Here is a 22,767-nt window from a genome sequence, read left to right as displayed (position 1 = left end):
CAAAAAGTTTGATTCCACCATATTAGCGTGTTCTAATAACGCCTCGTTATTTCTTTTTGTACATATCGAAAAATATTCCGTATCCGGCGCGAAAGAGGATTCGCTCCGGAAGCTGTCGCGCAGAACCTGTTTGAGAAGCGGGTTGAGCCGACGGCTATTTTTTACGCTCTCGATATGTACCAAAGTATATTTTGAGGACGTAAAAGGATTTAAACTGTTATGACGTATAAGAAAAATATCCAGTTAACCGTCGCCATCGCCGCGTTGCTTGCACAACCGGCTTGGGCGGACCCGCAACAAAACGATTCGGACGACCAGGTGTTCACCTTGGGGAAAATCCAGGTGTCGGCCCAGGCCGAGAAATCCAATCCGGTGAATGTGGTGACGCCGGACGAAATCCGACAACACGGCCAGACCGACGTGGGTCAGGCGATTGAATATGTGCCGGGTGTGACCTTGCAGGTTGGTGGTCGTCGCGCCGAGACGCGAGCCAATATCCGCGGGTTCGATTCCCGCCAGATTACCCTCAACCTGGACGGCATTCCGATTTACATTCCATACGACGGTAACATTGATTTGAGCCGTTTCCGCACCAGTGATTTAAGCCGAATCGAAGTCTCGAAGAGTTTGGGGTCACTGTTGGAAGGGCCGAACAATATGGGCGGTGCCATTAACCTGGTGACCCGTCGCCCGGATCGACCATTGGAAGTGGAAGCCGACATCGGCGTGGAAGCCGGTGAAGACGGTTTATTCAAGAATGCCCAGAACATTCAGGTCGGCAGTCGAGCGGACAAATTTTATGTGACCGGCGGGATTTCCCGTCTTGAAAGCGGCGATTATCCGTTGTCGGATGATTTCAGTCCGACCGAATACGCGCCGGGCGATGTCGTGCAGGGGAAAGGCTCGCGTGACCATTCCGGCAGCGAAAGCGCCACCGGGAACCTGAAATTCGGTTACACACCGAATGCGACCGACGAATACGCCATTAGTTATTACCGTACCGAAGGAACGAAAGAATCGCCGCCATATGCCGGCAGTTCCGATACCGGGATGGCGGTGCGTTACTGGGATTGGCCGGAGTGGGATAAGGAAAGTATCTATTACGTCGGTCATACGCAAGTGGGTAAAGGCTATGTGAAGTCGCGTTTGTTTTACGACAACTTCAAAAACAAGCTCTATTCCTATGATAACGACAACTACGACACCATCACCAAAGGCTATGCTTTCCGTTCGCAGTATGACGATTACAGCATGGGCGGTAGCTTGGAAGGTGGCATGCCGATTGCCAACCATGATTTGAGGGCGACTTTGCAAATCAAGTACGACGAGCACCGTGAACGGGATTTGCCGAAAGACAATTCGCCGTCCACCTTCGACGACAGTTGGCGTACTTACCAAAGCCATATCTATTCCTTGGGCTTGGAAGACACCATTGCGTTGACCGAAAAAGCCAATTTGACGCTGGGTTATCGTCGTGACGAATTCGAAATGACAAAAACGGATGACGGCGACCCGAGAAACGACCCGGATGGTACACAAGGCAAAAATAACTTCCAGATCAAAGGGGATTACACCGTTCAGGGGCAGACCCTGTTTGCCGGCGTGTCGTTGAAGTCGCGTTTCCCGAATATGAAAGATTTGTATTCCTATCGTATGGGCAGTGCCATTCCAAACGTCAATTTGGAACCGGAACAGGCTACGCATTATGAAATCGGGGCCAAAGGGAAGCTGAGCCGCGTGAACTATCAGGTCAATGTGTTCTATTCCGACATTACCGATGCCATCGAGTCGGTCACGGTGCAAAGCACCGAGTGTGGCGGCACGACCTGTAATCAGAACCAAAACGTCGGCACGGCGACCTCGCAAGGGGTGGAAGTGCAATTGGATATGCCGGTCACCGAAACGGTGGATTTGGGCGTGGTGTATGCCTACTTGGATCGTGACCTGAGCGAGAAGGATTTGGTGCCGACTTATTCACCGAAGAACAAGGTCAGCATTTACGGGGACTGGTACCCTGCGCCGAAATGGCATTTCGGTGTGGATTGGCATTATCAGGATCAGTCGGAAACCAGTACCGACGGAGAGCGTCCGACGGCTGGGTTCAACCTTTGGAACGCTACGGCGTCCTACGACATCAACAAGCACTTCAGCACGAATGTGGTGTTGAAAAACGTCATGGACACCGATTATGAATTGGCGGAGGGCGACCCGATGCCGGGCCGTACTGTGTGGGTGAACCTGCATGCCAGTTATTGATTTTCGCGGCCGACTTTAGCGATCGAGTCGCCGCAACCGTTTTCCTCTAACTCTGTTATCTGTCATTTACCTAGGGGGAGGTTGGTTCAAGCATACTCTGTGTGTTTGAACCTTTTTTATTTTCGGCTTCCGATGAGAGCGGAAGCTTTGATGACCATTTGGATGTTTAGAATGCTTATTGCACGCTGTCTTCGTTTACGAATAGGGGTATTCGTCGCATTATGTTTTGTCAGTCACCCAGCATTGTCGGCCGGGGACGATTTCTGTCAACCGCCGGCAACGGTTTCTAAGGTCTATGCCGCTAATCCGGTGCTGGCCTATTTGGTGATGGCCGTCGCGCCGGACAAACTGGCCGGTTGGAACTTTCCGCCGCCGCCACAGGCTAAAGGGATTTTCTCTGAAGCCAGTTTTCAATTGCCGGTCATCGGTGGTTGGTTCGGTCAAGGGCGCACGCCGAACATGGAAGTGCTGCTGGCCAATCAACCGGATTTGATTGTGATGTCCGGGGCGACGGTTCACCTCAGTCGTCAGCAGACCTTGAAGGACCTGGGGGTGCCGGTGTGTCAGTTGCAATTGGATGTGTTGTCGGATTACCCGTTAGGGTTTCGCCGTCTCGGTCAATGGTTGGGCGTGCCGGAGCGGGGTGAGGCCTTGGCCCAAGCGGCCGAGCGTGTTTTGACCTTGCAAGCGCAACGCCGTGATTTACTGGCGGCGTCCGGCGTGCCGGTCAAAACCGTTTACTACGCCGAATCACCGAATGGTCTGGCGACCGAGTGCCGGGGCTCCATTCATTCCGAGGTGATCCCCTTGGCCGGTGGTTTAAACCCGCATATTTGCCCGAGCGATTCGGCGCAGCAAAGCCGTTTCGGTAAAGTCGCCATCAATTTCGAGCAGCTTTTGAAATACGACCCGGACGCGATTGTGACACAGGAACGGCGTTTTTACGACAAGGTGTATCTTGATCCCAAGTGGGCCAATCTGAAAGCGGTGCGCAATCAGCAGGTGTTCTTTATGCCACAAACGCCCTTCCGCTGGATGGATCGCCCGCCGTCGTTTATGCGCTTGCTGGCCAGTCAATGGCTGATGAATCGGTTGTACGGCGATCAGATGCGCATCGATATGGCGGTGCAAGTCAAAAGCTTCTATCAACAGTTTTTTCAAGTGACGCTGACCGATGTTCAGGTGAGTAACATTCTGGGAGGAGGGACGCTGAATGGGCGCTGAAAAATCCTTGACGCTCGGGGCCATGTTTCACGTCACGCCTTTGGGGGATGAAGACGCGACCCGAACCTACCAGCGATTCACCGATTTGGCGGTGTCGTTGGAAACCCTAGGTTATGAAGAAGCCTGGGTGACGGAGCATCATTTCAATGCTTACAGTTTGACGCCGGTGCCCACTTTGCTGATGTCGCACTTTCTGGCCAATACGCGACGTTTGAAGTTGGGTGCGGCGGCGGTTTTGGTCGGATTTCATAACCCGATTAACGTGGCGGAACAATTGGCGACCTTATCGGCTTTGGCACCGGGACGGGTGTTGTGCGGTTTTGCCAAAGGCGGGCCGTTTGAATCTCAGAATGCGGTTTTCAAAGCGGAGCAATCGGAGTCGCGCGAGCGCATGAACGAGGCCGTGCCGGCCATGCTGGATTTGCTGAAGGGCGAGACGGTGACGCATCAGGGCCATTTCTATCAGTGGGACAATGTCGATTTGACACCGAAAGGCGGGTTCAGTCATCGTGAGGCCTTTATCGCCAGTGCCGATGACAGCAGTTTGACGATGGCCGCCCGTCAGGATGTCGGGCTGATGGCCGCGCAGTTTTGGGATTTGGAACGGATTGAACGGAATGCAGGCGTGTATCGACAGGCACATCCAAAATCCGCCAGGCCTGACCTGATGGCGGCGCGCGGGCTGTTTATGGACGACGACCCGGAGCAGGCGCGTCGCTTGGCTTGGCAACATATCGAATCCTTCCGGGCGCAAAAAGCGCAGCTTTGGGGCAAAGGGCAAGGTCCTATGTCGAAGTTATCGCCGGACGAACTCTTGCAGCGCATGCTGGTGGGCACGCCTCAGGACATTGTCGGGCAGGTATTGACGTTGCATCGTGCCGGCGTCACGCGTTTGGCCTTGAATCCGTTGACGTCCAGCCCTGAACAACGTCTTAAACAGTTTGAGTGGTTCGTGTTGGCGGTTTGGCCGCAGGTGCAAGCGGCGTTAAATGCGGATTTAAGTGCGAGGCACAGCACATGAAGCTGGGCGCATTCGGACTTCTGTTCGGGGGGCTGGTGTTAACGGCTTTGGTGTCGCTGACGTTGGGGCGTTACGACTTTGCACCGCTGTCCAGTTTGACGCAGTTATGGTGGTCGTTGACGTCGCAGGACGGTGAAGTCAATCAGTTGCTGGTCAATATCATGCTTGATGTACGCCTGCCGAGAATCCTTGCCGCGGTGTTGATTGGCGCGGCGTTGGCCGTGGCGGGCACCGCTTTTCAGGCGCTGTTTATGAATCCGCTGGTGTCGCCGGGCGTGCTGGGCGTGTTATCCGGATCGGCTTTCGGGGCGTCATTGGGCATTTTACTGTTCGACAGTGTGTGGATGATGCAGTTATTGAGTTTCGGGTTCGGATTGCTGGCGGTGTTCATCGCCTTGATGCTGGCGAAGGGTGAACTGCGTAATAATCTGACGATTCTGGTGTTGGGTGGGATGATTGCCGGCGCCCTGTTCACCGCCTTGTTGTCGGTGGTGAAATACGTCGCCGACCCTTACAACAAGCTGCCGGCGATTGTCTATTGGTTGATGGGATCGCTGGCCAATGTGGAGGGCGGCCTGCTGCTGTGGGTGGCGCCGTTCATGCTGGCGGGCATGGGGTTGCTGTTGGCGCAGGGGCATACCTTGAATGTGCTCAGCCTTGGCGACGACGAAGCGCGAACGCTGGGCGTGTCGGTGGAGCGAAAACGGTTATTGGTGATTGTGTTGGCGACCTTTCTGGGCGCGATTACCGTGACGTTGGGCGGCATGATCGGTTGGGTCGGTTTGGTGATTCCACACCTGACCCGTTTGCTGTTCGGGGCCGATAACCGGCTTCTGCTGCCGGCATCGGCGCTGATTGGGGCGATTTATCTGCTGGTGGTCGATAACGTGGCTCGATTGGCCTTGTCGGTGGAAATTCCGCTCGGCATTTTGACGGCGTTGATTGGGTTGCCGGTGTTTGCCTGGGCGCTGAAAAACGTCCGGAAAGGGTGGCAGCCCTGAGAGAATCTCGAATAATTCAGCGATGGAGATTGACATCTCCTATCGGTTTTAAATGTAATGTAAAAGATTTAAATATCAATGAAATCAATTGGTTATGTTGTTTTGGTAATATGGATAAAAGGTCATATGCCGTTCACTTCATACCGAAGTAATGCCATAAAATAGGAGTTATTTAAATGAAATTCAGTGCAAGAAATCAAGTGAAAGGCACCGTCAAATCGATTCAAACCGGCGCGGTGAATACCGAGGTGGTCATTGTCGTGGCACCGGGCGTGGAGCTGGTCTCCATCATCACTAAAAATTCCGCCGAGTCTCTGGGGTTGGCCGTCGGGAAAGAAGCCTATGCCATCGTCAAAGCCAGCAACGTGATGGTCGCGGTGGACTGATACCATTTCGGATGGAAACGGAAAAACACCCAGGCCTGGGTGTTTTTTTGAACAGTCGATATGTAATAAAGTATATTTTGAGATGGTTTTATCGATAATAGGGCCTCTTGAATAACGGAGCGAATAACGGAGCAAACAGCATGGTTTGGTTTAGCAATGAAGAAATCGCGCAGTGGATCAACGAAGACGCCCCTTTGGTGGATTTGACATCGCACTTGCTGGGAATCGAGGCGCAATATTGTGAACTGACGGTCACGACTCGGCTCCCAACCTGCCTGACATTGACCGAGGAAGCGGCGCGTCTTTTCGAGCAATTGGGTGCCGACACCGTTTTTTGTGAACTGAGCGGACGACAGGTCGATGCCGGAACGGAAATTTTGAAGGTCACCGGGCGCGGCGATGCCTTGCACCGGGGCTGGAAAGTGGCGATGAATCTGTTGGAAACCGGCTGTGGCGTGGCCACCGCCACGGCCGATATGGTCGCGGCGGTACAGCAAGCAGGAGAAATTCCCTTGCTGGTGACACGCAAACATGCGCCGGGCATGAAAAAGCAATTGCTGAAAGCGGTGCTGTCCGGCGGCGCTTACCCGCATCGCTTAGGGTTGTCGGAAACGGTTTTGATTTTCGATAACCATTTGAATGTGATCGGCGGACGCGAGGCCTTGCCCGCGGCGATACGGGGAATGAAAGCGGCGGCCTGCGAAAAGAAAATCACCGTGGAATGCGACCATTTGCCACAAGCCATCCAAGCGGCGGAAGCCGGAGCCGACGCCATTCAGTTCGACAAGGTGCCGGTCGGCGACCTGACTTTATGGTGTAAATCGCTGAAAGCGTCTTTTCCAACGTTGAGCGTGTTGATCGCCGGCGGGATTCGTCGTGATAATGTGGAGGCCTATGCCGCCAGTGGCGTGGACGGCATCGTGCTCAGTTCGCTCTACCACGCCAAACCGGCCGACCTGGGCGTGAGCATTCAACGACTGGATTGAGCGGCGATGATACAGATTCAATCTTTGGCGGCGGCGTATGGCGAACGGACGGTGTTTTCCGATTTGAACCTCTCGTTGAATGCCGGTGAAATCATCAGTCTGCTTGGCCCGAACGGTTGTGGTAAAACCACTTTGCTGCGAACCCTGTTGGGGTTGCATCCGAAAACGGCCGGGCGCGTGCTGATCAATGGAGATGCCGCGGATAGCTTGACGCCGAAAGCACAGGCCCGTTTGATCAGTTATGTACCGCAGTATCATCGGCTGGCTTTTGGGTATGCCGTGCTGGATATGGTGCTGATGGGGGTCGTCGCCGCCGAATCGCAATGGTATCGTGCCGGTCAGGCCGATCGAAAACGGGCCGAAGATGCACTGGACTTGCTCGGCATCGGGCATTTGAAGCAGCGTCCTTACACCGAATTGTCCGGCGGGCAACGCCAGTTGGTGTTGATTGCCCGGGCCTTGGCGCAAGAGACGCCTTATATTTTAATGGACGAACCCACCAATGGATTGGACTTCGGCAATCAGATTAAATTGCTGGAGAAAATCCGCGACTTGGGTGAGGACCATCGTTGCATTCTGTTTACCTCCCACCACCCGGAGCAAGCGATGATGTCCGCCACCCGAACTCTCATGATGCAGAATGGGGAAATCCTGCGGGACGGAGCACCGCAGGCGCTGTTGACGCGTTCCAATATCTGCCAACTCTACGATATTCCCGAGGCGCATTGGCCGTCGGCGTTCAGCGGATTTTCTTAGCCGAATCGGGCAAACGGCCAGGCCTGGCCGATTTTGATATTTCAAGACATTCCAAATTTTGATTGAAAAGGGTCTTTTTATGATTTCAGTGAATCTGCTGGCGGACGCCGCTGTTCTCGAAACCCTCGTGCCATTGTTGGAAGACGAAGGCGCGACGGTGTCGGCGCACGAATTTCTATTCGAATTGCAGGAAGACACCGTGCGTAACAGTGATGTGTTGATGGTGACTTCGGAATTCGATCAGCAAAAAGGCAGTGATGTCTGGTTGCGTTTACGGCGTCATAACCCGCAATTGCTGCTGATTATGATGGTGGATGCGACCCAGGCGCAGGAAAGCATCGAATCTTTCCGGGTGGGGGCGTTTGATGTTTTGACGCTTCCGGTCGAGGTTGAATCGCTGCAGGCGGTGATGGCGCGGGCCAGCCAATTTGTCGAACACCGTCAACGCCTGTTGACACAGGGCGGTATTGACGCGAACCCAGAACAGAGCAATGACCCGGTCGCGGTCAGCGGCGCCATGACACAGACGTTGAACCTGCTGAATCAGGTGGCGGACATGGAGCTGCCGGTGTTATTGATTGGCGAAACCGGTACCGGAAAAAGTGTGCTTGCCAATTACGTGCACCGGATCGGGCAGCGACGCGACAGCCATTTTCTGACCGTCAATTGCGGCGCGATTGCACCGACGCTGCTGGAGTCGGAATTGTTCGGGCATGAAAAGGGTGCGTTTACCGGCGCTTCCGACCGACGCATCGGCTTGCTGGAGGCGGCGGATGGCGGCACCTTGTTTCTGGATGAAATCAACAGCGCCACTCCGGAGTTGCAGGTTCGATTACTGCAATTCATCCAGGATAAAAAGTTGTTGCGGGTCGGTGCGCGCACGGAAGTGGAGGTGGATGTCCGTTTGATCGTCGCCACCAATCAGCCGCTCAAGCCGTTGGTGGACAGCGGCCAATTTCGTGAAGATTTATATTTTCGGTTGAACGTGTTTCCGGTGGAGATTCCACCGTTACGCAACCGCGTGGAGGATATTTCGTATCTGGCGGCGCGTTTTCTGTTCAAGCATGCGCCGCGCCTCGGTAAGAAAGTGAATGCCTGTGGACCGGGAGTGCTGGATACCTTGCGGGCGTATGCCTGGCCGGGCAATGTCCGTGAGCTGGAGAACGTGGTGCAGCGTGCGCTGATTATGAGTCAGGGGCACCGTGTGGAGTTGAGCGATCTGCCGGTCGAACTGCTGGAAAGCACGCAACTGGATGAGGTTGACCCAGATACGTGCCATTTGATGTTTCCGGAAAATCTGTCGCTTCAGGAGGTTGAAAGCTACTGGATCAAGCAGACGCTGCATAAATATAAGGGCAATAAATTACGGGCTTCCAAGCAGTTGGGCATCGACCCGAGTACCTTGTGGCGAAAGCTGAAAGGCAAGGCGTCCAAGTGAGATGTGCCTTATTGCATTCTGCAATCGCGTTGCAAAATTCAATGCGTTTTGAGATGAAAAACGCCCCTATAAAAAGAGAGTGTTATTGACTTTTTATTTTTTAACTCGTTGTTATTGAAGTAATAATAAAAAATATTTTCCGTGTTTGAATCGGTTGGCACAGAGCGTGATATAGCATTCGTTATGTTCGAAAAGAAATAACGAAACCCTCGCTTGGCGAGTACCTCTTAACGAACGATAACAACAGGTGTCGGGGAGTTCTCACCACCGATGCCGTTCAAACAACGGGAGAAATCAATGCAAGATTTTAGAAAGTTTCTATATGTTTTGCCTTTTGCCTGGATCAGTCTGACGCCGATGCCGGTATTGGCGTCGGATAATGACGATGCCAAATTTGCCGAATATCGGGATTCCCTTGAGGAAGGGAATCCGGGCGAATTCTGGGTGGACGACGGTGAAGAACTTTTCTTCACGAAAGCCGGGCCGAAAAACGCCAGCCTGGAAAAATGCGACTTTGGCTTAGGGCCGGGCGTCGTGGAAGGCGCTTATGCGCAAATGCCGCGTTATTTTGCGGATACCGATAAGGTCGAGACGTTGGAAGGTCGTTTGATTACCTGCATGAAAACCTTGCAAGGGCTCAGCGACGAAGACATTCAAGAGCAGTATCTGAATATTCATTATCTCAATGCCGCCGAAGAAGACAGTCGTGTTTCACCCTTGTCGCAATTGGCGACCTATGTGGCGGCTCAGTCGAATGACATGCCGTTTTCGGTGAGCTTGGAGCATCCGAAAGAGCAATACGCTTACGAACTCGGAAAAAAGACTTTCTGGCACCGAATGGGCGCAATGGATTTGTCGTGCGCGCATTGTCATGCCGTGCCGGGGCGCGTGCTTCGAGGCGTGGAACTGCCGATTATGACCGATCCGCGTCGTGCGGGGAAAGTGATGGGCGCCTTTCCGGCTTACGTCAACAAGGACGGCAATGTCCGTACCCAATGGTGGCGTAACGAGCGTTGTGTATTGGCCATGCGCTTGCCGTGGCTGAAAGTCGGCTCGGAAATCGATGCGGCGTTGATTTTATATCAAGTCAAGAAAGCGTCGGAAAGCAAAGAAGAAATCAGCGTGCCCGGTCTGAAGCCGCGTGCCTAATGACATCTATCAGGAGGCGACGATGAAATACCGTGGATGGATACTGTTGAGCTTTATGTTGATTGGGTTTTCGGCGCAGGCCGATGTGGCGGCGGGGCAGCAGTTGCATGCGCAGGCCAAATGTTTGTCCTGTCATGCCGCTCAACCTTATGACCGTGAAAAGACGCCGACCTTTGATGCGTTGGTGAAACGCGTGGCCGGATGCAGCCAGAATTTCAACACCGGCTGGTTTGACGATGAAATCCGCGACGTCGCTGAATATCTCAATCGTGAATATTATCGATTTGAGTCGTGAATTTAACGAACCGATGAAACAGGAATCAAAATGCGTTTAAACACAAAATTAACGTCTGTTCCACTGGCGCTGGCCGCTTTGATTTTGAGCCAGTCAGCCCTGTCGATGAGCGGCAGTGTGGACGAGCAATCGAAGAAAGAGGCGTCGCCTCAAACCGAGGCGACCACCCAAAGTGATGAAGGTGCTTTTGTCGCCGAAGATGGCCGCAAACTCAAATACGACCCGAAAAACGATGCGGAAGATCGCGGTCAGCGCATCTCCGAAGCGGAGTTCATGCAAGCCGTGAAACGCAGTTTTCTGGTGAATGACGAACAGGAATGGAAGCGGTTTTCCGACCCGACATTGAAGACCTGCAACGTCAGTCATGATAAGCCGGATATGGAACAAGCCAAGTCGATTTTGGCACGTGAAAAAGCGTCCATTGTGTTGCCGGAACATGGCCGCTATATGGGCGATTGGAAACAAGGTAAAAAATGGGTGGAAGGCGCACATGGCGGGCGTATCGGTTATCCCGGATTTGTGGATGCGGACAACCCGGCCAAACTGAACGGTGCCAACTGTTATGCCTGCCATGCGGTGGATCCGAATTTTCCGCAGAACGGTAACATGGGGCCGAGTTTGACGGGCTTCGGCAAAATGCGGGGACAAGGCGAGCCGATGCAAAAATATACCTATGAATATATTTTTAATGCCAAGTCGTTTAATCCGTGTTCTCTGATGCCGCGTTTCGGAAACGGTGAGGGACATTTGTTAACGCCGGAGCAAATTGCTGACATCGTCGCCTTTTTGCTGGACCCGGAATCGCCCGTGAACCAGCCGAAGCAATGATGCATTTATTCAGCCGGTCGCAGGGCCGGTTTCAACCTTAATTGAAACAAAAAAGAGACACACATGAGTCAACAATTCTCACAGGATCAGCAAGATCAAATGGTGGATCGCGTGCGACGCGACCTGATGAAACGCTTTTTCGGGATCGCGGCCGGGGCGGCAGTTTTGCCGCTGGCCTCGACGGCGACCTGGGCCATGCCGAAAAGAGGCGCCAAAGTACCAGACGTTAAGCCGGTCAAGTTAACCGACCATATTTGGGTGTTGTATGCCCGAGGCGCTTGGCCGACCCCTGAAAACCAAGGCTTTTTCGCCAATATTTATTTGGTCGATACTCCGAAAGGTATTGTGGTGTTGGATACCGGCACCTCGGTTCAAATCGGTGAAATGGCGATTCGCATGATCAAACAGCACTTCAATAAGCCGATTATCGCCGCTTTCAACAGCCACTATCACGGCGACCATTGGTTGGGCAATCATGCGTTTATCGAAGCGAATCCGTCGTTACCGATTTACGCTCATCCGGATGCCATTACCGCCATCACCAACGCAGTGGGCGATGACTGGCTGAATCAAATGCATAAGGCCACCAACGGCGCGGTGGACGGTACCAAGGTGACGGCTCCGAATGTGGGTGTCAAAAACGGTCAAACTTTCCAGTACGGTGATGTGACCTTGAAGGTGCACAGTTACGGCCCGGCGCATTCGCCGGTGGACATTATGGTGGAAGTGGTCGAGGACAAGGCGCTGTATGTCGGCGATATCATTATGGATCATCGTATCGGCAACCCGAGCGAAACGTCTTTCCAAGGGTATATCAAAACACTTGGGGTGATTCGCGATGGCATGAGCGACCGGCTGTTGATGCCGGGCCACGGTAAGCCGGGGCATGAAAAACTGCTGAAAAACTACGAAGACATCATGCACGGCATTTACGACAACGCGGCCAAAGCGGTGGAAGAAGGCATGACCATCGCCGAAGCAAAACAAATGGTGCTGGCCGACCCGCGTGTCAGTCAGTTCAAAGACAACACCGAGGGCTTTGACGAAATTGGGAAGTTTGTCAGCTTCGCTTATACCGAAGCGGAGCAATCGCTCTTTTAACCCACCCGGGAGGGATTATGAAACGATTGAAAGGATTTCACTGGTTGTTTTTACTGCTGTGGTTACCCTTGACCTGGGCCTTGCCGGCTCAGGCCGAGGAGGTGGCCAAGGTGGTATATCACGTTGATTTTGACGATACGAACCGTTATTCGGCGACCTTAACGTCCATCAACAATATGCTCAATGAGTACGAAAACCAGTTTAAGGAGTATGACGTCAGTATTGTGTTTGTCGGCTTAGGCGCGCGTTTCATTACCGATACCGACAAAGCCGGAATCAACGGGCCACTGAAAGAACGTCGTGCCGAGCTTAAAGGGCGGTTGAGCGGACTGCACAGCATGCGTAACGTCAAGCTGGCGGTGTGCAACAACACTCTGACCGGGTTCGGTATGAAGGCCGCAGACTTATACGAGGGCGTGGAAGTTGTGCCTTCCGGTGTGGTGTATTTGGCCGAGCTTCAGGAAGGCGGTGCCTCCTACATCAAGATTCAATAACGGCGGAACCCGTCTCTCGAAAAAAATCATGACAGCTGATTTTCTGCACTTCTGCTCCGTTGTGCAGTTTTTTCCCATTTTTTACCCATCAATTATCTCTTTAACATTGAATGAAAGGAAACGATATGAAAAAACTGCAATGGATTGTATTGGCTACCCTGTTTGTGAACCTGTTCGCTCAAGGAGCGATGGCCTCGCCGGAACCCAAAGACCCGAAAAAACGCACGCCGCAAGGGTTGTATGTGGACGCCAAAGAAGCCTATGAGATGATGAAAAAAGACGATAAGGTGATTCTGGTGGATGTTCGCACACCGGAAGAATGGCAGTTCGTCGGCCATACACACATGGCGCAGATTATGATTCCGTCGGTGCTGTTTGTCTATAATGAAATGGATCCGAAAAAGCCGCGTTATAAATCCATCAATAACGATGCATTTGTTTCCGAATTGGAAGAAGCCGCTTATAAGTTGGGTGCCAATGAAGACAGTACCTATATTATGATGTGCCGTTCCGGTTCGTCCCGTGCGCAACCGGCGGCGAAAATGCTGGATCAGTACGGTTACAAAAACGTCTATATTATGACGGACGGTTTTGAAGGCGGCAAAATCAAAGAAGGCGAGCACAAAGGCTTTCGTTTGAAAAACGGTTGGAAGAATGCCGGCTTGCCGTGGACCTATAAAATCGACCCGAAAAAAGCTTATTACAAAAAATAACCGAACGGTCTGCTTTGGATGTGAACCGGCGCCCTGTCATGGGGTGGCCGGTTTTTTTATGGGGTTGAGCTCGTCAGCGGTTACCCGCCGATCATTTTCGAAGCGATGCCTTTTTCCTTGCCGTTTTCGCCCAGTACGATGCCACCTAGGTGCAAAACCAGGAAAGGCACCAGATACCACAACGCAAGCACGTGCATGTCTTTGGCGATGTCTCCCAGCGCATCGTCGGGGCCGAACTTGATGTAAAGCCCCGTCATGACCGACAGGGCGACGCCGGTGTAGAACACGATATACACCCAGGCCTGGAACTTTTCACGCATGCTGGCTTGCGGATTGAATGGACCTTTGTAGAAAATGCCTTGCGAGTAGGTATACGCCAAACGCGCCAGTAGCAACACGCCCATCAAATAACCGGCATACAAGTGCCACTGAAACATATTGCCGCGAATCGATTTGGCCGCTTTGACGGCGTCTTCTTGACTGATGTCGTAAGCCTCTAGTTGCGGTGACGAGGTCAGCGCTTCGGCCATGCCGTTCTTTTCCATCCATCCCATACGTAACAGCACGGTCAGCAGAATAAACAGCATCGTCAGGGCGATGCCCCAGTGAATCACACGGTGGATCAACGTAAAATAACGGCGGTCTTCAAGCATCGTTTAGCATCCTTGTTCAGGTTTTCAAAATCCGTTCTACGGGTAAAGAGTGCGTATAGTGTAGCGGGTTCAGCTGTAAATGGCGATGGAAATTCCATATGCACCATAAGGAAAATTTGTTGCGTCGAAAAAAGCGATGCCGACCTGAACTCAGGACGAGAAGCGGGTACAATAAATCGTATTTTTCAGGGGGTTTTTCACAGTCGTGGATAAGGAACGCATGCAAAACGGTCGAGGGGTTGCCGCAAAAAAGGTGAAGGCGCTATGTTTGTGAAAGTCGCCGTGCCCGGACCGTTTTTGGCGCCGTTGGATTATGCGTTGCAAGCCGTTTCGAACGACGCTGAGAATGGCGCTCATGCGGAGACCGCAAACCTGTCATTGGCTCTGGAACCGAATGAGTCTTCGGCGGATGCAGGAGATTCCGAATCGTCAACGCAAAAAGATATTTTGCCGGTGATCGGTGGTCGGGTCACAGTGCCGTTTCGTAATAAGCGTCACACCGGCATTGTCATGGCTTTGAGCGAAGAAGCCGAGGTCGATGCCGCCAAAATCAAACCCATCGACACGGTGTTGGACGCCGCCCCGATTTTCTCCGAGCCGGAAATGGCGCTGTTGCAGTGGGCCAGTCATTATTATCACGAACCCATCGGCAACGTCATGCAAACCGCCTTACCGAAACGGATTCGCCAGGGCGAATCTTTGACGGTGGAAGGCGTGCCCGCTTGGCGGTTGACCGAAACCGGACAGACCGCCGAATCCCAAATTGCTTCCAACGCCACTCAACAAGAAGCGCTGTTCAAAGCGCTGTCCGCCCAAACCGACGCCGTCACCGCCGAGCAATTGAATTCGGTGCTCAGCGGTTGGCGTTTGCCGATGAAGCGTTTTATCGAAAAAGGCTGGGTCGAGGAAATCGAAAAAAGTTGTCTGCACGCCCTGCCGTCCAGGGAAAAACTGGCCAGGCCTGGTCATATCTTGAATACCGAACAACAGGCCGCGGTGGACCAGGTGTTGGCCCAAGACGGTTTCAGCGCGCATCTTTTGGAAGGGGTGACCGGCAGCGGCAAGACCGAGGTGTATCTCGGCTTGATTGAAGCCATCATAGCGCAAGGCAAACAAGTGCTGGTACTGGTGCCGGAAATCGGTCTGACACCGCAAACGGTCAAACGTTTCGAAGCCTATTTACAGGCGCCGGTAGCGGTGATGCATTCCGGTTTGAACGATAAGGAACGTCATTGCGCCTGGTCGCTGGTGAAAACCCATCAGGTATCGGTGTTGCTGGGAACGCGTTCGGCGATTTTTACGCCGTTTGACAATCTTGGCTTGTGCATTATGGACGAAGAGCATGATTTGTCATTCAAGCAACAGGACGGTTTCCGTTATTCGGCGCGGGATTGTTTGGTGCGCCGGGCGCAGTTGGAAAAAGTGCCGGTGGTGTTGGGGTCGGCGACGCCGTCGCTGGAAACCCTCTACAATGCCGAAAGTGGCCGCTACCATTGGCTGAAACTGACCCGACGCGCCGGCACCGCGTCCTTGCCGACGGTCGGTTTGCTGGACGTGCGCGGTGTGCCGCAGGAAGAAGGTGTGTCCGAGACCCTGAAAGCGCAGATGCACGCGCATTTGCAGGGCGGTGGGCAGGTGTTGCTGTTTTTGAACCGACGCGGTTATGCGCCGGTGTTGATGTGTCATGACTGTGGTTGGCAAGCGGCCTGCCCGAGTTGCGATGCCAATATGACTTACCATCACCAAGTGGGCGAACTGCGCTGTCATCACTGCGGGCACCAGGAAAAAGCGCCGTCACTTTGCCCGAATTGCGGTTCCGGCGAATTCGTTAAAGTCGGCCAGGGCACGGAACGATTGGAACAGGCCGTGGCGGCTTGGTTCCCGGGTTACCGGGTGTTGCGGGTTGATCGCGACACCACACGCAATAAAGGCCAGATGATGGCCTTGACCGAACAGGCCAGCCAGGGCGAAGCGGATATTCTGATCGGCACGCAAATGCTGGCCAAAGGCCATCATTTTCCGAAAGTGACCTTGGTGGGGTTGTTGGACATTGACCAAGGGTTGTTCAGTTGCGACTTTCGCGCCGCCGAACGGATGGCGCAACTGGTGGTGCAGGTGTCGGGTCGAGCCGGGCGCGCCGAACAGGCCGGTGAAGTGTTGATTCAAACCCATCACCCGGAACACCCATTATTGAAAGTGTTGGTGGAGCAAGGTTACGGCGCCTTTGCAGAACAGGCGTTGCAAGGCCGTCGTTTGGCGGAGTTGCCGCCGTTTCAATATCAAATTCTGTTGCGCGCCGAGTCGGTGGACCCACAGTCCGGTTGGACCTTTTTAAATGATGTTAAAAACCGCCTGAACTTTGCTAAAATGCAGTTATTACGTTCGCATTTTTCGGTGGCGGAGTCGGCAGACGAGGCGCCGGAACTTGAGGTGTTTGGCCCGGTCAGCGCGCCGATGTTGCGCCGGCAAGGCCGGTTCCGCTATCAGTTGCTGTTGCAAAGCGCACAACGTGGTTGGTTGCACACTTGGTTGGCGCAGGTGGAAAGTGAACTTTACACCTCACCCCAGGCGAAAAAGGTACGCTGGTCCTTGGATGTCGATCCACAGGAGATGACCTGAAACATGGCTTGGCGACCGATTTAAAGGCCTCCGGACAACGGCCGGAAACGACTTAACTCATCCCGTTTAGAGGAGAAAGCATGTCCCTATTAATCAAGTTGTTCAAGGCGTTGAATGCCAACCAGCATTCCGGTCAGATCGCCTTTTCATTCGTGCTCGGTATGATTCTGGGCTTAACCCCACTCTTTTTCCCGCACAACCTGATCACGTTGGCGTTGATTTTCTTCTTGCGGGTAAATCTTTCGGCGGTCATTGTGGCGACGCTTTTCTTTAGCGGGTTGGCGTATCTGCTCGATCCGGTCTTTAATCAAATCGGTTTATGGATTTTGCAGGCGCAGACGATGCAGCCGGTGTTTACCGACTTGTACAACAGTGCTTTCTGGCGCTTCCTGCACTTCAATAATTCCATTGTGATGGGCAGTGTGGTGACGGCGTATCTGTTGAGTGTGCCGGCCTTCCTGCTGTTCTGGGTGCTGGTGAAAACCTACCGTCAGCGCTTCTTGGTGTGGGCGAATAAATTCAAAATTATTCGATTGTTAAAAGGCGCCGAAGGGGCCGGTTTTGTATCGGGGATGATGAAATGAGCGAAACGTCAAACAACACGCAAACACAATCGTCGCAACCGGCACCGAAAGGCTGGGTGCGTTGGTCAGGCCTGGGCGTTTTTGCCGGGATTGTCGTGGCGGTGGTCGCCATCGGCTATTTCAGTTTCACCACCATTCTGAAGAGTCAGTTGGAACATTATGCTTCCCAAGCCTGGGGGGCGAAAATCGAAATCGGCAGTTTGGATTTGGGCATTATGCCGATTGAGGTCGGGCTGCGTGAATTGCAAGTGACCGATCCGGACAAGCCGATGGAAAATCTGTTGGTGTTGAGCCGCCTCAGTGCTTCCTTGAATTTATATCATTTGATTGCCGGGCGTACGGTGATTGAGGACGTCAATTTCACCGGCCTGGCGATGCACCAGCCGCGTGACACGTCCGGTGCGTTAGCGAAGGCGCCGAAAACCGAGACGACCGATACCACGGAAAAAGACTCGAAATCCGACGGGTTTGCCATGCCGGACATGGCTTTGCCGGACCCGAGCGAGATACTGGCACGCGAAAAACTGGAAACCTTGGAAGCGGCCAATCGGGTGCAGGCGCAGTTGGACGAAATCGACCAGGCCTGGTCGGAAATGCAGAAAGAATTGCCGTCCGATGCCGAAATTCAGGATTATCAAAAACGGTTCGAATCTCTGACCGGCGGTAAAAACGATATGCAGTCGATTCTGGCAAAAAAAGACGAGTTCGAAAAACTGCAGTCGGAGCTGGAAGCGAAAAAGAAAACGTTGGAAAAAGCCCAGGATTTATTACAGAACAAGCTACCGAAAATCCAGAAAGACGTGGTGGCGCTGAAAGACCTGCCGGAAAAAGATTACAACCGTCTGATGTCGAAATATTCGCTGAACCAGTCCGGTTTGTCGAACGTGACGTACCTGTTGTTCGGCCCGCAAATTCAATATTGGACGGATGAAGGTTTGAGCTGGTATCGCAAACTGGAACCGTTTATCGCCAAACTGAAAACCATGCAGGCCGAACAGGCGGCCGAGACCGAAAAACAGGCGCCACAGCGGGCCTTTGGTGTGGATGTTGCTTTTCCGGAATACGACCCGCAACCGGATTTCATCATCAAGCGCATCAACGGTTCCGGCACCTTGGATTGGGGGGATATCGACATTCGTGTCCGTCAGGTGACGTTTGATCACCCGACTACCCGTTTGCCGGTGCTGTTTGAAGTGCTCGGCAAACCGAAAGGACAAGATCAGGCCTTGCGTGTGATTGGGGAAAGTAACTTTACCGACCCGCAAGCGCCGCTGAACGAAGCTAACATTGTTTGGGACGGCTACCGAATTTCGGATTGGACGATTTCCGGCGACAAAACGCTGCCGGTGGTGATGCAACAGGGCTTGGTGGATGTGACCGGTAAGATTTCACTGGTCGGCGTCGATGAAGTCAATGCCGTGGTCGATATGGCTTATCAGGATGTGGCGATGGACGTCAGTCAAAGCGCTTCGAAAGAGGTGAAACGTTACATCGCGCCGTTGTTTGACGAGGTGAAAGCCTTCAAAGTGAAAGCGGACATTTCCGGCGAGGTGACGGCACCGAGCATCAACGCCAGCTCGAATCTGGATAAGTTGATGTCCGGCGCGTTCAACAAGGTGTTGGGGCAAGAGCTGCAACAGGTTAAGGCGGAATTCCAAGATCAATTGAACGCCAAGCTTCAGGAGCAATTGGGGCCGATTAACCAGCAGTTGAATGGTTTGTTGGGCGACAAAGCGGAATTGGGCAAAGAAACCGCCAGTCTGGATAAAATGCTGAATTTCGACTTCGAATCCTTGGTGAAAGAACAAGCCGGGGGCGAAGCGGAAAAAGCCGTAGGCGACAAGCTGAAGAATTTATTTAAGTTTTGACGGATAATTACATTACCGAATCAGAGGATTTCGCAAAGGCTTTTGATAGGAAGTTGAAAGTCATGATGCTTTTGTGCGTTTAAGCCATCGAACATCAGGAAAGAGATAACAATGAGAGACAATGGACCTGTTACACAACAAGAATATCAAATTCCGCAGGGCTATATTTTGGTGTCGGAAACCGATTTGCAGGGCAATATCGTTTACGCGAATGAAGCCTTTATCGAAGTCAGTGGCTACACCTGGGCTGAGCTGAAAGGCCAGCCGCACAATATGATTCGGCACCCGGATGTGCCGGGAAAGGTCTTTGAAGACCTCTGGGCGTGTTTGAAGCGCGGCGAGCCGTGGCATCAATACGTCAAAAACCGTCGTAAGAACGGCGACCACTACTGGGTGGAAGCCAATATCGCACCGGTGGTGGAAAACGGTGAAATCGTTGGCTACAAGTCGGTTCGAAACCCGATCAAAAACGATGAAGTCGAGTTGGCGGAAAGCGCCTATCGATTGATTCAAAACGGTCAACGTCTGATTAAAAAAGGGGCGCTGGTGACGCCATTGTCGCAACGACTGGCGCGCTGGAGTCCTTTGCCGCAGAAAAGCATTATGGGCAAAACCATTTTGCCGTTGATTGTGATGGCGATTGTGTGGAGTGCCGCTTTGCAGCTGTATTTGCAGAATGTGGCCGACAACCTCTATGCTGGAGCGGTGGTCGAGCGCCAGGAACTGTTGCTGAAAAACCTGGATTCGGAAATCGCCAGTCAAAGCCAGATTGCCTTGACCAATGCGGTCGGGATCGCCGGGAACTCCGCGGTGATTTACGGCCTGTACGACCATCAGGATACGGTTTTGTGGCAAATCCTGCAGGTCAACCACGATCAGTATGTCAAGCGTGCCAATATGCCGGGCATCGGTTTGGCGATTTTCGATGAAAACCTGAAGCAGGTTGCGTCCAGCGGTGTGCCGATTGCGCTGGATAGCATTCCGAACGAACCCATTACCCGAATCACTTTCCAGCCGGAGGGCGGGTTCATTCAAGCGCTGGTGCCGGTGCCTTATGGGGATAAAACCATCGGGTTGGTTGGTGTGAGCCTGCCGTTACAGCAAATTGCCGGTTTGGAGAAAGAGTCCCGTCACCATTATGCGGCGTTGGACTTAGCGAAGGACCTGTCGTTCAGCTTTGCGAAAGGGTTCGAGGATTCCAAGCTAAAAGCCTTGATGGGGCAGGCGGATCGCACGCAGTTGGTGGAAAACGGTTATGCGGTGGTCGGCAACGACTTTTTGGTGCTGGGTAAAATCCATGCCGGGGATCAGGTCATCGGTGCCCACTTGATTTCCGAGCCGATGAACATTCTCGATAAACTGCTCAGCGACACCTACTTCATGATTTATGTAGCCCAGGCGGCCATGTCCGGCGGCTTTATCCTGTTGCTGATTCAAGTCTTCTGGCGGATGCGTAATTACGTGCTGAAACCAATGAGCCGCTTGACGCAAAAGTTGTCGATCGCTTCGGAGGAAGGCAGTTTGTCGGTACGTGCCGATGTGGTGGTGGACGATGAAATCGGCCAGATGGCGCGTAACTTCAACCATTATGTGACCTCGGTGCAGCATTTGATGATCAGTGTGTCCGATATGATTTCGGCACTGTCGAAAGGGGATTTGCAATACCGGATCAAAGCCGATGCCAAAGGCGATTTGAATATCCTCAAGGGGCAGGTCAACCATTCGGCGCAAAATATTCAGAATGTGATTTCGGAACTGGAACGGGCTATCCAGTGTTTGATCGAAGCGACGTACGATTTCGAAACGCAAGCGCATTTTGAAGGTGACTTCAAAGTGATGGTGGACGACTTGCAAAACGCCATGCGTAACACCCATGAAGCCGTGTCCGGTATCAATGAGACGATGAAGGCCATTGCCGAAGGGAATTTTTCCAGCCGTTTGACTACGCCGTTAACGGGCGAACTGGATTCTCTGAAGCGTAATATCAACGAATCGCTGGATCAGCTGGAAGCCGGTATCACCGAAGCGGTGGAAGTGGTGGTCGCGCAGTCGGAAGGCGATTTGACGCGCCGCGTCGAAGGCCAGTATCTCGGTAAAATCGGGGTGATGAAAGACGCCATCAATACGTCGTTGGAAAACATGGGGCGGGCGATTTCCGAATTGATGGTGTCGTCTCGCACCGTGAATGATGCGTCCGACCAGATTGCTTCGGGCAGTTCCGATTTGTCGGATCGGATTCAAAATCAGGCTGCAACGTTGCAGGATACGGTGATGTCGATGGACATGATTACGCAAACGGTTCGTAAGAATGCCGAAAACGCCAATGAGGCTTCGGCGCTGGCTTCCGCGGCCAAGCAGCAGGCGGATGACGGGGCGGAGGTCATGTCGCAGACCATGGTGTCGATGAAAGAACTGTCCGAATCGAGTCAGAAGATTTCCGACATCATCGGCTTGATTGATTCGATTGCGTTCCAGACAAATTTATTGGCCTTGAATGCCGCCGTGGAAGCGGCGCGTGCCGGAGAGCAGGGACGTGGATTCGCGGTGGTGGCCGGTGAAGTCCGTACTTTGGCCGGTAAATCGGCGGATGCCGCGAAAGAGATTCGCAGTCTGATCGAAACCAGCGTGAATCAGGTCGCGCACAGCGAAACCCTGGTGCAACGTTCCGAAAGAGAATTCGCGTCCATTGTGGAAGTGATTTTGAAAATGCATCAGTTCATTTCCGATATTGCCTTAGCCAACGGCGAACAGACGCAAAGTGTCGAACAAATCAACCGCGCCATTGAAGGTATGGATGGTGTCACCCAGCAAAATGCGGCCTTGGTTGAAGAAACCGCGGCGGCGGCGGACACCTTGCGTGGCGAAGCCGATCAGATGCGTAGCCAGGTCGGATTCTTTCATTTGCAGAAGGATACGATGGGCCGCGGTTTGACGCGTGGGCAGGCGGTCATCGAGAGCTTTAAGGTCGATCATTCCGCCTTGGCCAAATCGGAGTCGGAAGACAGTTGGGATCGTGCCTTGGTGCGTCGTGCCTTTAAAAACTGGGTCAACAAGCTGCAAGCCCATGTCAATGACATCGGTTCCGCATCCCGAGCCGATTTCGATAACCCGACCGGGTTTACCCATTGGCTGCAAGGCGAAGGCCGTGAACGCTATGGCGACGTGGCGGAGTTTGCTTTGATGGCGCAGCTGTATCCGAACTTGCGTAAAGACTTGATGAAAGCCTATGATTTGAAAGCCGAGGGGCAGGACGATGAAGCGAAAGTGCACTTCATCATTGTGCAGGAGCTGTCGAATTCGATTCTGGACTTGATGGATGCGCTGGAGAAAAAACTGGCTTAAGTCTCAACGTTGAGGCCATACAATAATAACGAATCCGGGCCTTTGGGTCCGAG

The 22,767-nt window shown here is 53.0% G+C and carries 19 protein-coding genes; 18 read left to right on the top strand and 1 reads right to left on the bottom strand.

The window, feature by feature from the left end:
- The first annotated feature begins 219 nt into the window (after window positions 1-219).
- From EPV75_RS11020 to EPV75_RS10955, 14 genes are all read left to right on the top strand, one after another.
- Window positions 220-2,256, top strand: a complete 2,037-nt coding sequence (locus tag EPV75_RS11020) for a TonB-dependent receptor plug domain-containing protein (RefSeq protein ID WP_029938958.1) — start codon at window positions 220-222, stop codon at window positions 2,254-2,256.
- Window positions 2,257-2,427: 171 nt separating this feature from the next.
- A complete protein-coding gene (locus EPV75_RS11015) occupies window positions 2,428-3,480 on the top strand; it encodes an ABC transporter substrate-binding protein (RefSeq protein ID WP_192893990.1) in 1,053 nt (350 codons plus the stop codon).
- Window positions 3,470-4,501, top strand: coding sequence for an LLM class flavin-dependent oxidoreductase (locus tag EPV75_RS11010; protein WP_128385417.1), 1,032 nt, complete (start codon window positions 3,470-3,472; stop codon window positions 4,499-4,501). Before EPV75_RS11015 ends, EPV75_RS11010 begins: the two co-directional genes overlap by 11 nt.
- Complete coding sequence (locus EPV75_RS11005) at window positions 4,498-5,502, top strand: FecCD family ABC transporter permease (protein ID WP_128385416.1); 1,005 nt, start codon at window positions 4,498-4,500, stop codon at window positions 5,500-5,502. The genes EPV75_RS11010 and EPV75_RS11005 overlap by 4 nt, the downstream gene beginning before the upstream one ends.
- A gap of 176 nt (window positions 5,503-5,678) precedes the next feature.
- Window positions 5,679-5,888, top strand: a complete 210-nt coding sequence (locus EPV75_RS11000) for a TOBE domain-containing protein (protein WP_029938954.1) — start codon at window positions 5,679-5,681, stop codon at window positions 5,886-5,888.
- Window positions 5,889-6,028: 140 nt separating this feature from the next.
- Window positions 6,029-6,874 carry a ModD protein gene (gene modD / locus EPV75_RS10995; protein WP_128385415.1) on the top strand — a complete coding sequence of 282 codons (846 nt, stop codon included), beginning with the start codon at window positions 6,029-6,031 and terminating at the stop codon, window positions 6,872-6,874.
- 6 nt (window positions 6,875-6,880) lie between these two features.
- Window positions 6,881-7,630, top strand: a complete 750-nt coding sequence (locus tag EPV75_RS10990) for an ABC transporter ATP-binding protein (RefSeq protein ID WP_029938952.1) — start codon at window positions 6,881-6,883, stop codon at window positions 7,628-7,630.
- 79 nt (window positions 7,631-7,709) lie between these two features.
- Window positions 7,710-9,068, top strand: coding sequence for a sigma-54-dependent transcriptional regulator (locus tag EPV75_RS10985; RefSeq protein WP_128385414.1), 1,359 nt, complete (start codon window positions 7,710-7,712; stop codon window positions 9,066-9,068).
- Window positions 9,069-9,365: 297 nt separating this feature from the next.
- Window positions 9,366-10,217 carry a sulfur oxidation c-type cytochrome SoxA gene (soxA, locus tag EPV75_RS10980; RefSeq protein ID WP_029938950.1) on the top strand — a complete coding sequence of 284 codons (852 nt, stop codon included), beginning with the start codon at window positions 9,366-9,368 and terminating at the stop codon, window positions 10,215-10,217.
- 22 nt (window positions 10,218-10,239) lie between these two features.
- Window positions 10,240-10,512 carry a cytochrome c gene (locus EPV75_RS10975; protein ID WP_128385413.1) on the top strand — a complete coding sequence of 91 codons (273 nt, stop codon included), beginning with the start codon at window positions 10,240-10,242 and terminating at the stop codon, window positions 10,510-10,512.
- A gap of 30 nt (window positions 10,513-10,542) precedes the next feature.
- Window positions 10,543-11,340 carry a sulfur oxidation c-type cytochrome SoxX gene (gene soxX / locus EPV75_RS10970; RefSeq protein ID WP_128385412.1) on the top strand — a complete coding sequence of 266 codons (798 nt, stop codon included), beginning with the start codon at window positions 10,543-10,545 and terminating at the stop codon, window positions 11,338-11,340.
- Between the two features lie 63 nt (window positions 11,341-11,403).
- Entirely contained in the window at window positions 11,404-12,441 is a 1,038-nt protein-coding gene (locus EPV75_RS10965) for an MBL fold metallo-hydrolase (protein WP_128385411.1), read from the top strand.
- Window positions 12,442-12,458: 17 nt separating this feature from the next.
- A complete protein-coding gene (locus tag EPV75_RS10960) occupies window positions 12,459-12,935 on the top strand; it encodes a DsrE family protein (RefSeq protein ID WP_128385410.1) in 477 nt (158 codons plus the stop codon).
- Window positions 12,936-13,060: 125 nt separating this feature from the next.
- Window positions 13,061-13,648: a rhodanese-like domain-containing protein gene (locus EPV75_RS10955; RefSeq protein ID WP_029938945.1), complete on the top strand. Its 588-nt coding sequence runs from the start codon at window positions 13,061-13,063 to the stop codon at window positions 13,646-13,648.
- 80 nt (window positions 13,649-13,728) lie between these two features.
- Here EPV75_RS10955 and EPV75_RS10950 read toward each other — a convergent pair whose 3' ends face one another.
- The gene (locus tag EPV75_RS10950) at window positions 13,729-14,301 is read right to left on the bottom strand and encodes a cytochrome b/b6 domain-containing protein (protein WP_128385409.1); all 573 of its coding nucleotides are present in this window, start codon (window positions 14,299-14,301) and stop codon (window positions 13,729-13,731) included.
- 264 nt (window positions 14,302-14,565) lie between these two features.
- On the opposite strand from EPV75_RS10950, the gene EPV75_RS10945 reads away from it, so the two are divergent.
- From EPV75_RS10945 to EPV75_RS10930, 4 genes are all read left to right on the top strand, one after another.
- A complete protein-coding gene (locus EPV75_RS10945; RefSeq protein WP_128385408.1) occupies window positions 14,566-16,920 on the top strand; it encodes a primosomal protein N' in 2,355 nt (784 codons plus the stop codon).
- Between the two features lie 80 nt (window positions 16,921-17,000).
- The gene (locus EPV75_RS10940) at window positions 17,001-17,504 is read left to right on the top strand and encodes a DUF2062 domain-containing protein (RefSeq protein ID WP_029938936.1); all 504 of its coding nucleotides are present in this window, start codon (window positions 17,001-17,003) and stop codon (window positions 17,502-17,504) included.
- Complete coding sequence (locus EPV75_RS10935) at window positions 17,501-19,372, top strand: TIGR03545 family protein (protein WP_128385407.1); 1,872 nt, start codon at window positions 17,501-17,503, stop codon at window positions 19,370-19,372. The genes EPV75_RS10940 and EPV75_RS10935 overlap by 4 nt, the downstream gene beginning before the upstream one ends.
- 111 nt (window positions 19,373-19,483) lie before the next feature.
- A complete protein-coding gene (locus tag EPV75_RS10930; RefSeq protein ID WP_128385406.1) occupies window positions 19,484-22,714 on the top strand; it encodes a methyl-accepting chemotaxis protein in 3,231 nt (1,076 codons plus the stop codon).
- Window positions 22,715-22,767 lie beyond the last annotated feature (53 nt).

The organism is Hydrogenovibrio thermophilus (assembly GCF_004028275.1).
Taxonomy (GTDB): domain Bacteria; phylum Pseudomonadota; class Gammaproteobacteria; order Thiomicrospirales; family Thiomicrospiraceae; genus Hydrogenovibrio; species Hydrogenovibrio thermophilus.
The sequence above is the reverse complement of the archived record's forward strand: the minus strand, read 5'-3'. Positions and strand labels throughout refer to the sequence as shown.

What these genes read in the sequence shown, in the direction of transcription:
- EPV75_RS11020 (WP_029938958.1), top strand. Translation starts at nt 220, where the DNA reads ATGACGTATAAGAAAAATATCCAGTTAACCGTCGCCATCGCCGCGTTG.
- EPV75_RS11015 (WP_192893990.1), top strand. Translation starts at nt 2,428, where the DNA reads ATGCTTATTGCACGCTGTCTTCGTTTACGAATAGGGGTATTCGTCGCA.
- EPV75_RS11010 (WP_128385417.1), top strand. Translation starts at nt 3,470, where the DNA reads ATGGGCGCTGAAAAATCCTTGACGCTCGGGGCCATGTTTCACGTCACG.
- EPV75_RS11005 (WP_128385416.1), top strand. Translation starts at nt 4,498, where the DNA reads ATGAAGCTGGGCGCATTCGGACTTCTGTTCGGGGGGCTGGTGTTAACG.
- EPV75_RS11000 (WP_029938954.1), top strand. Translation starts at nt 5,679, where the DNA reads ATGAAATTCAGTGCAAGAAATCAAGTGAAAGGCACCGTCAAATCGATT.
- modD (WP_128385415.1), top strand. Translation starts at nt 6,029, where the DNA reads ATGGTTTGGTTTAGCAATGAAGAAATCGCGCAGTGGATCAACGAAGAC.
- EPV75_RS10990 (WP_029938952.1), top strand. Translation starts at nt 6,881, where the DNA reads ATGATACAGATTCAATCTTTGGCGGCGGCGTATGGCGAACGGACGGTG.
- EPV75_RS10985 (WP_128385414.1), top strand. Translation starts at nt 7,710, where the DNA reads ATGATTTCAGTGAATCTGCTGGCGGACGCCGCTGTTCTCGAAACCCTC.
- soxA (WP_029938950.1), top strand. Translation starts at nt 9,366, where the DNA reads ATGCAAGATTTTAGAAAGTTTCTATATGTTTTGCCTTTTGCCTGGATC.
- EPV75_RS10975 (WP_128385413.1), top strand. Translation starts at nt 10,240, where the DNA reads ATGAAATACCGTGGATGGATACTGTTGAGCTTTATGTTGATTGGGTTT.
- soxX (WP_128385412.1), top strand. Translation starts at nt 10,543, where the DNA reads ATGCGTTTAAACACAAAATTAACGTCTGTTCCACTGGCGCTGGCCGCT.
- EPV75_RS10965 (WP_128385411.1), top strand. Translation starts at nt 11,404, where the DNA reads ATGAGTCAACAATTCTCACAGGATCAGCAAGATCAAATGGTGGATCGC.
- EPV75_RS10960 (WP_128385410.1), top strand. Translation starts at nt 12,459, where the DNA reads ATGAAACGATTGAAAGGATTTCACTGGTTGTTTTTACTGCTGTGGTTA.
- EPV75_RS10955 (WP_029938945.1), top strand. Translation starts at nt 13,061, where the DNA reads ATGAAAAAACTGCAATGGATTGTATTGGCTACCCTGTTTGTGAACCTG.
- EPV75_RS10950 (WP_128385409.1), bottom strand. Translation starts at nt 14,301, where the DNA reads ATGCTTGAAGACCGCCGTTATTTTACGTTGATCCACCGTGTGATTCAC.
- EPV75_RS10945 (WP_128385408.1), top strand. Translation starts at nt 14,566, where the DNA reads ATGTTTGTGAAAGTCGCCGTGCCCGGACCGTTTTTGGCGCCGTTGGAT.
- EPV75_RS10940 (WP_029938936.1), top strand. Translation starts at nt 17,001, where the DNA reads ATGTCCCTATTAATCAAGTTGTTCAAGGCGTTGAATGCCAACCAGCAT.
- EPV75_RS10935 (WP_128385407.1), top strand. Translation starts at nt 17,501, where the DNA reads ATGAGCGAAACGTCAAACAACACGCAAACACAATCGTCGCAACCGGCA.
- EPV75_RS10930 (WP_128385406.1), top strand. Translation starts at nt 19,484, where the DNA reads ATGAGAGACAATGGACCTGTTACACAACAAGAATATCAAATTCCGCAG.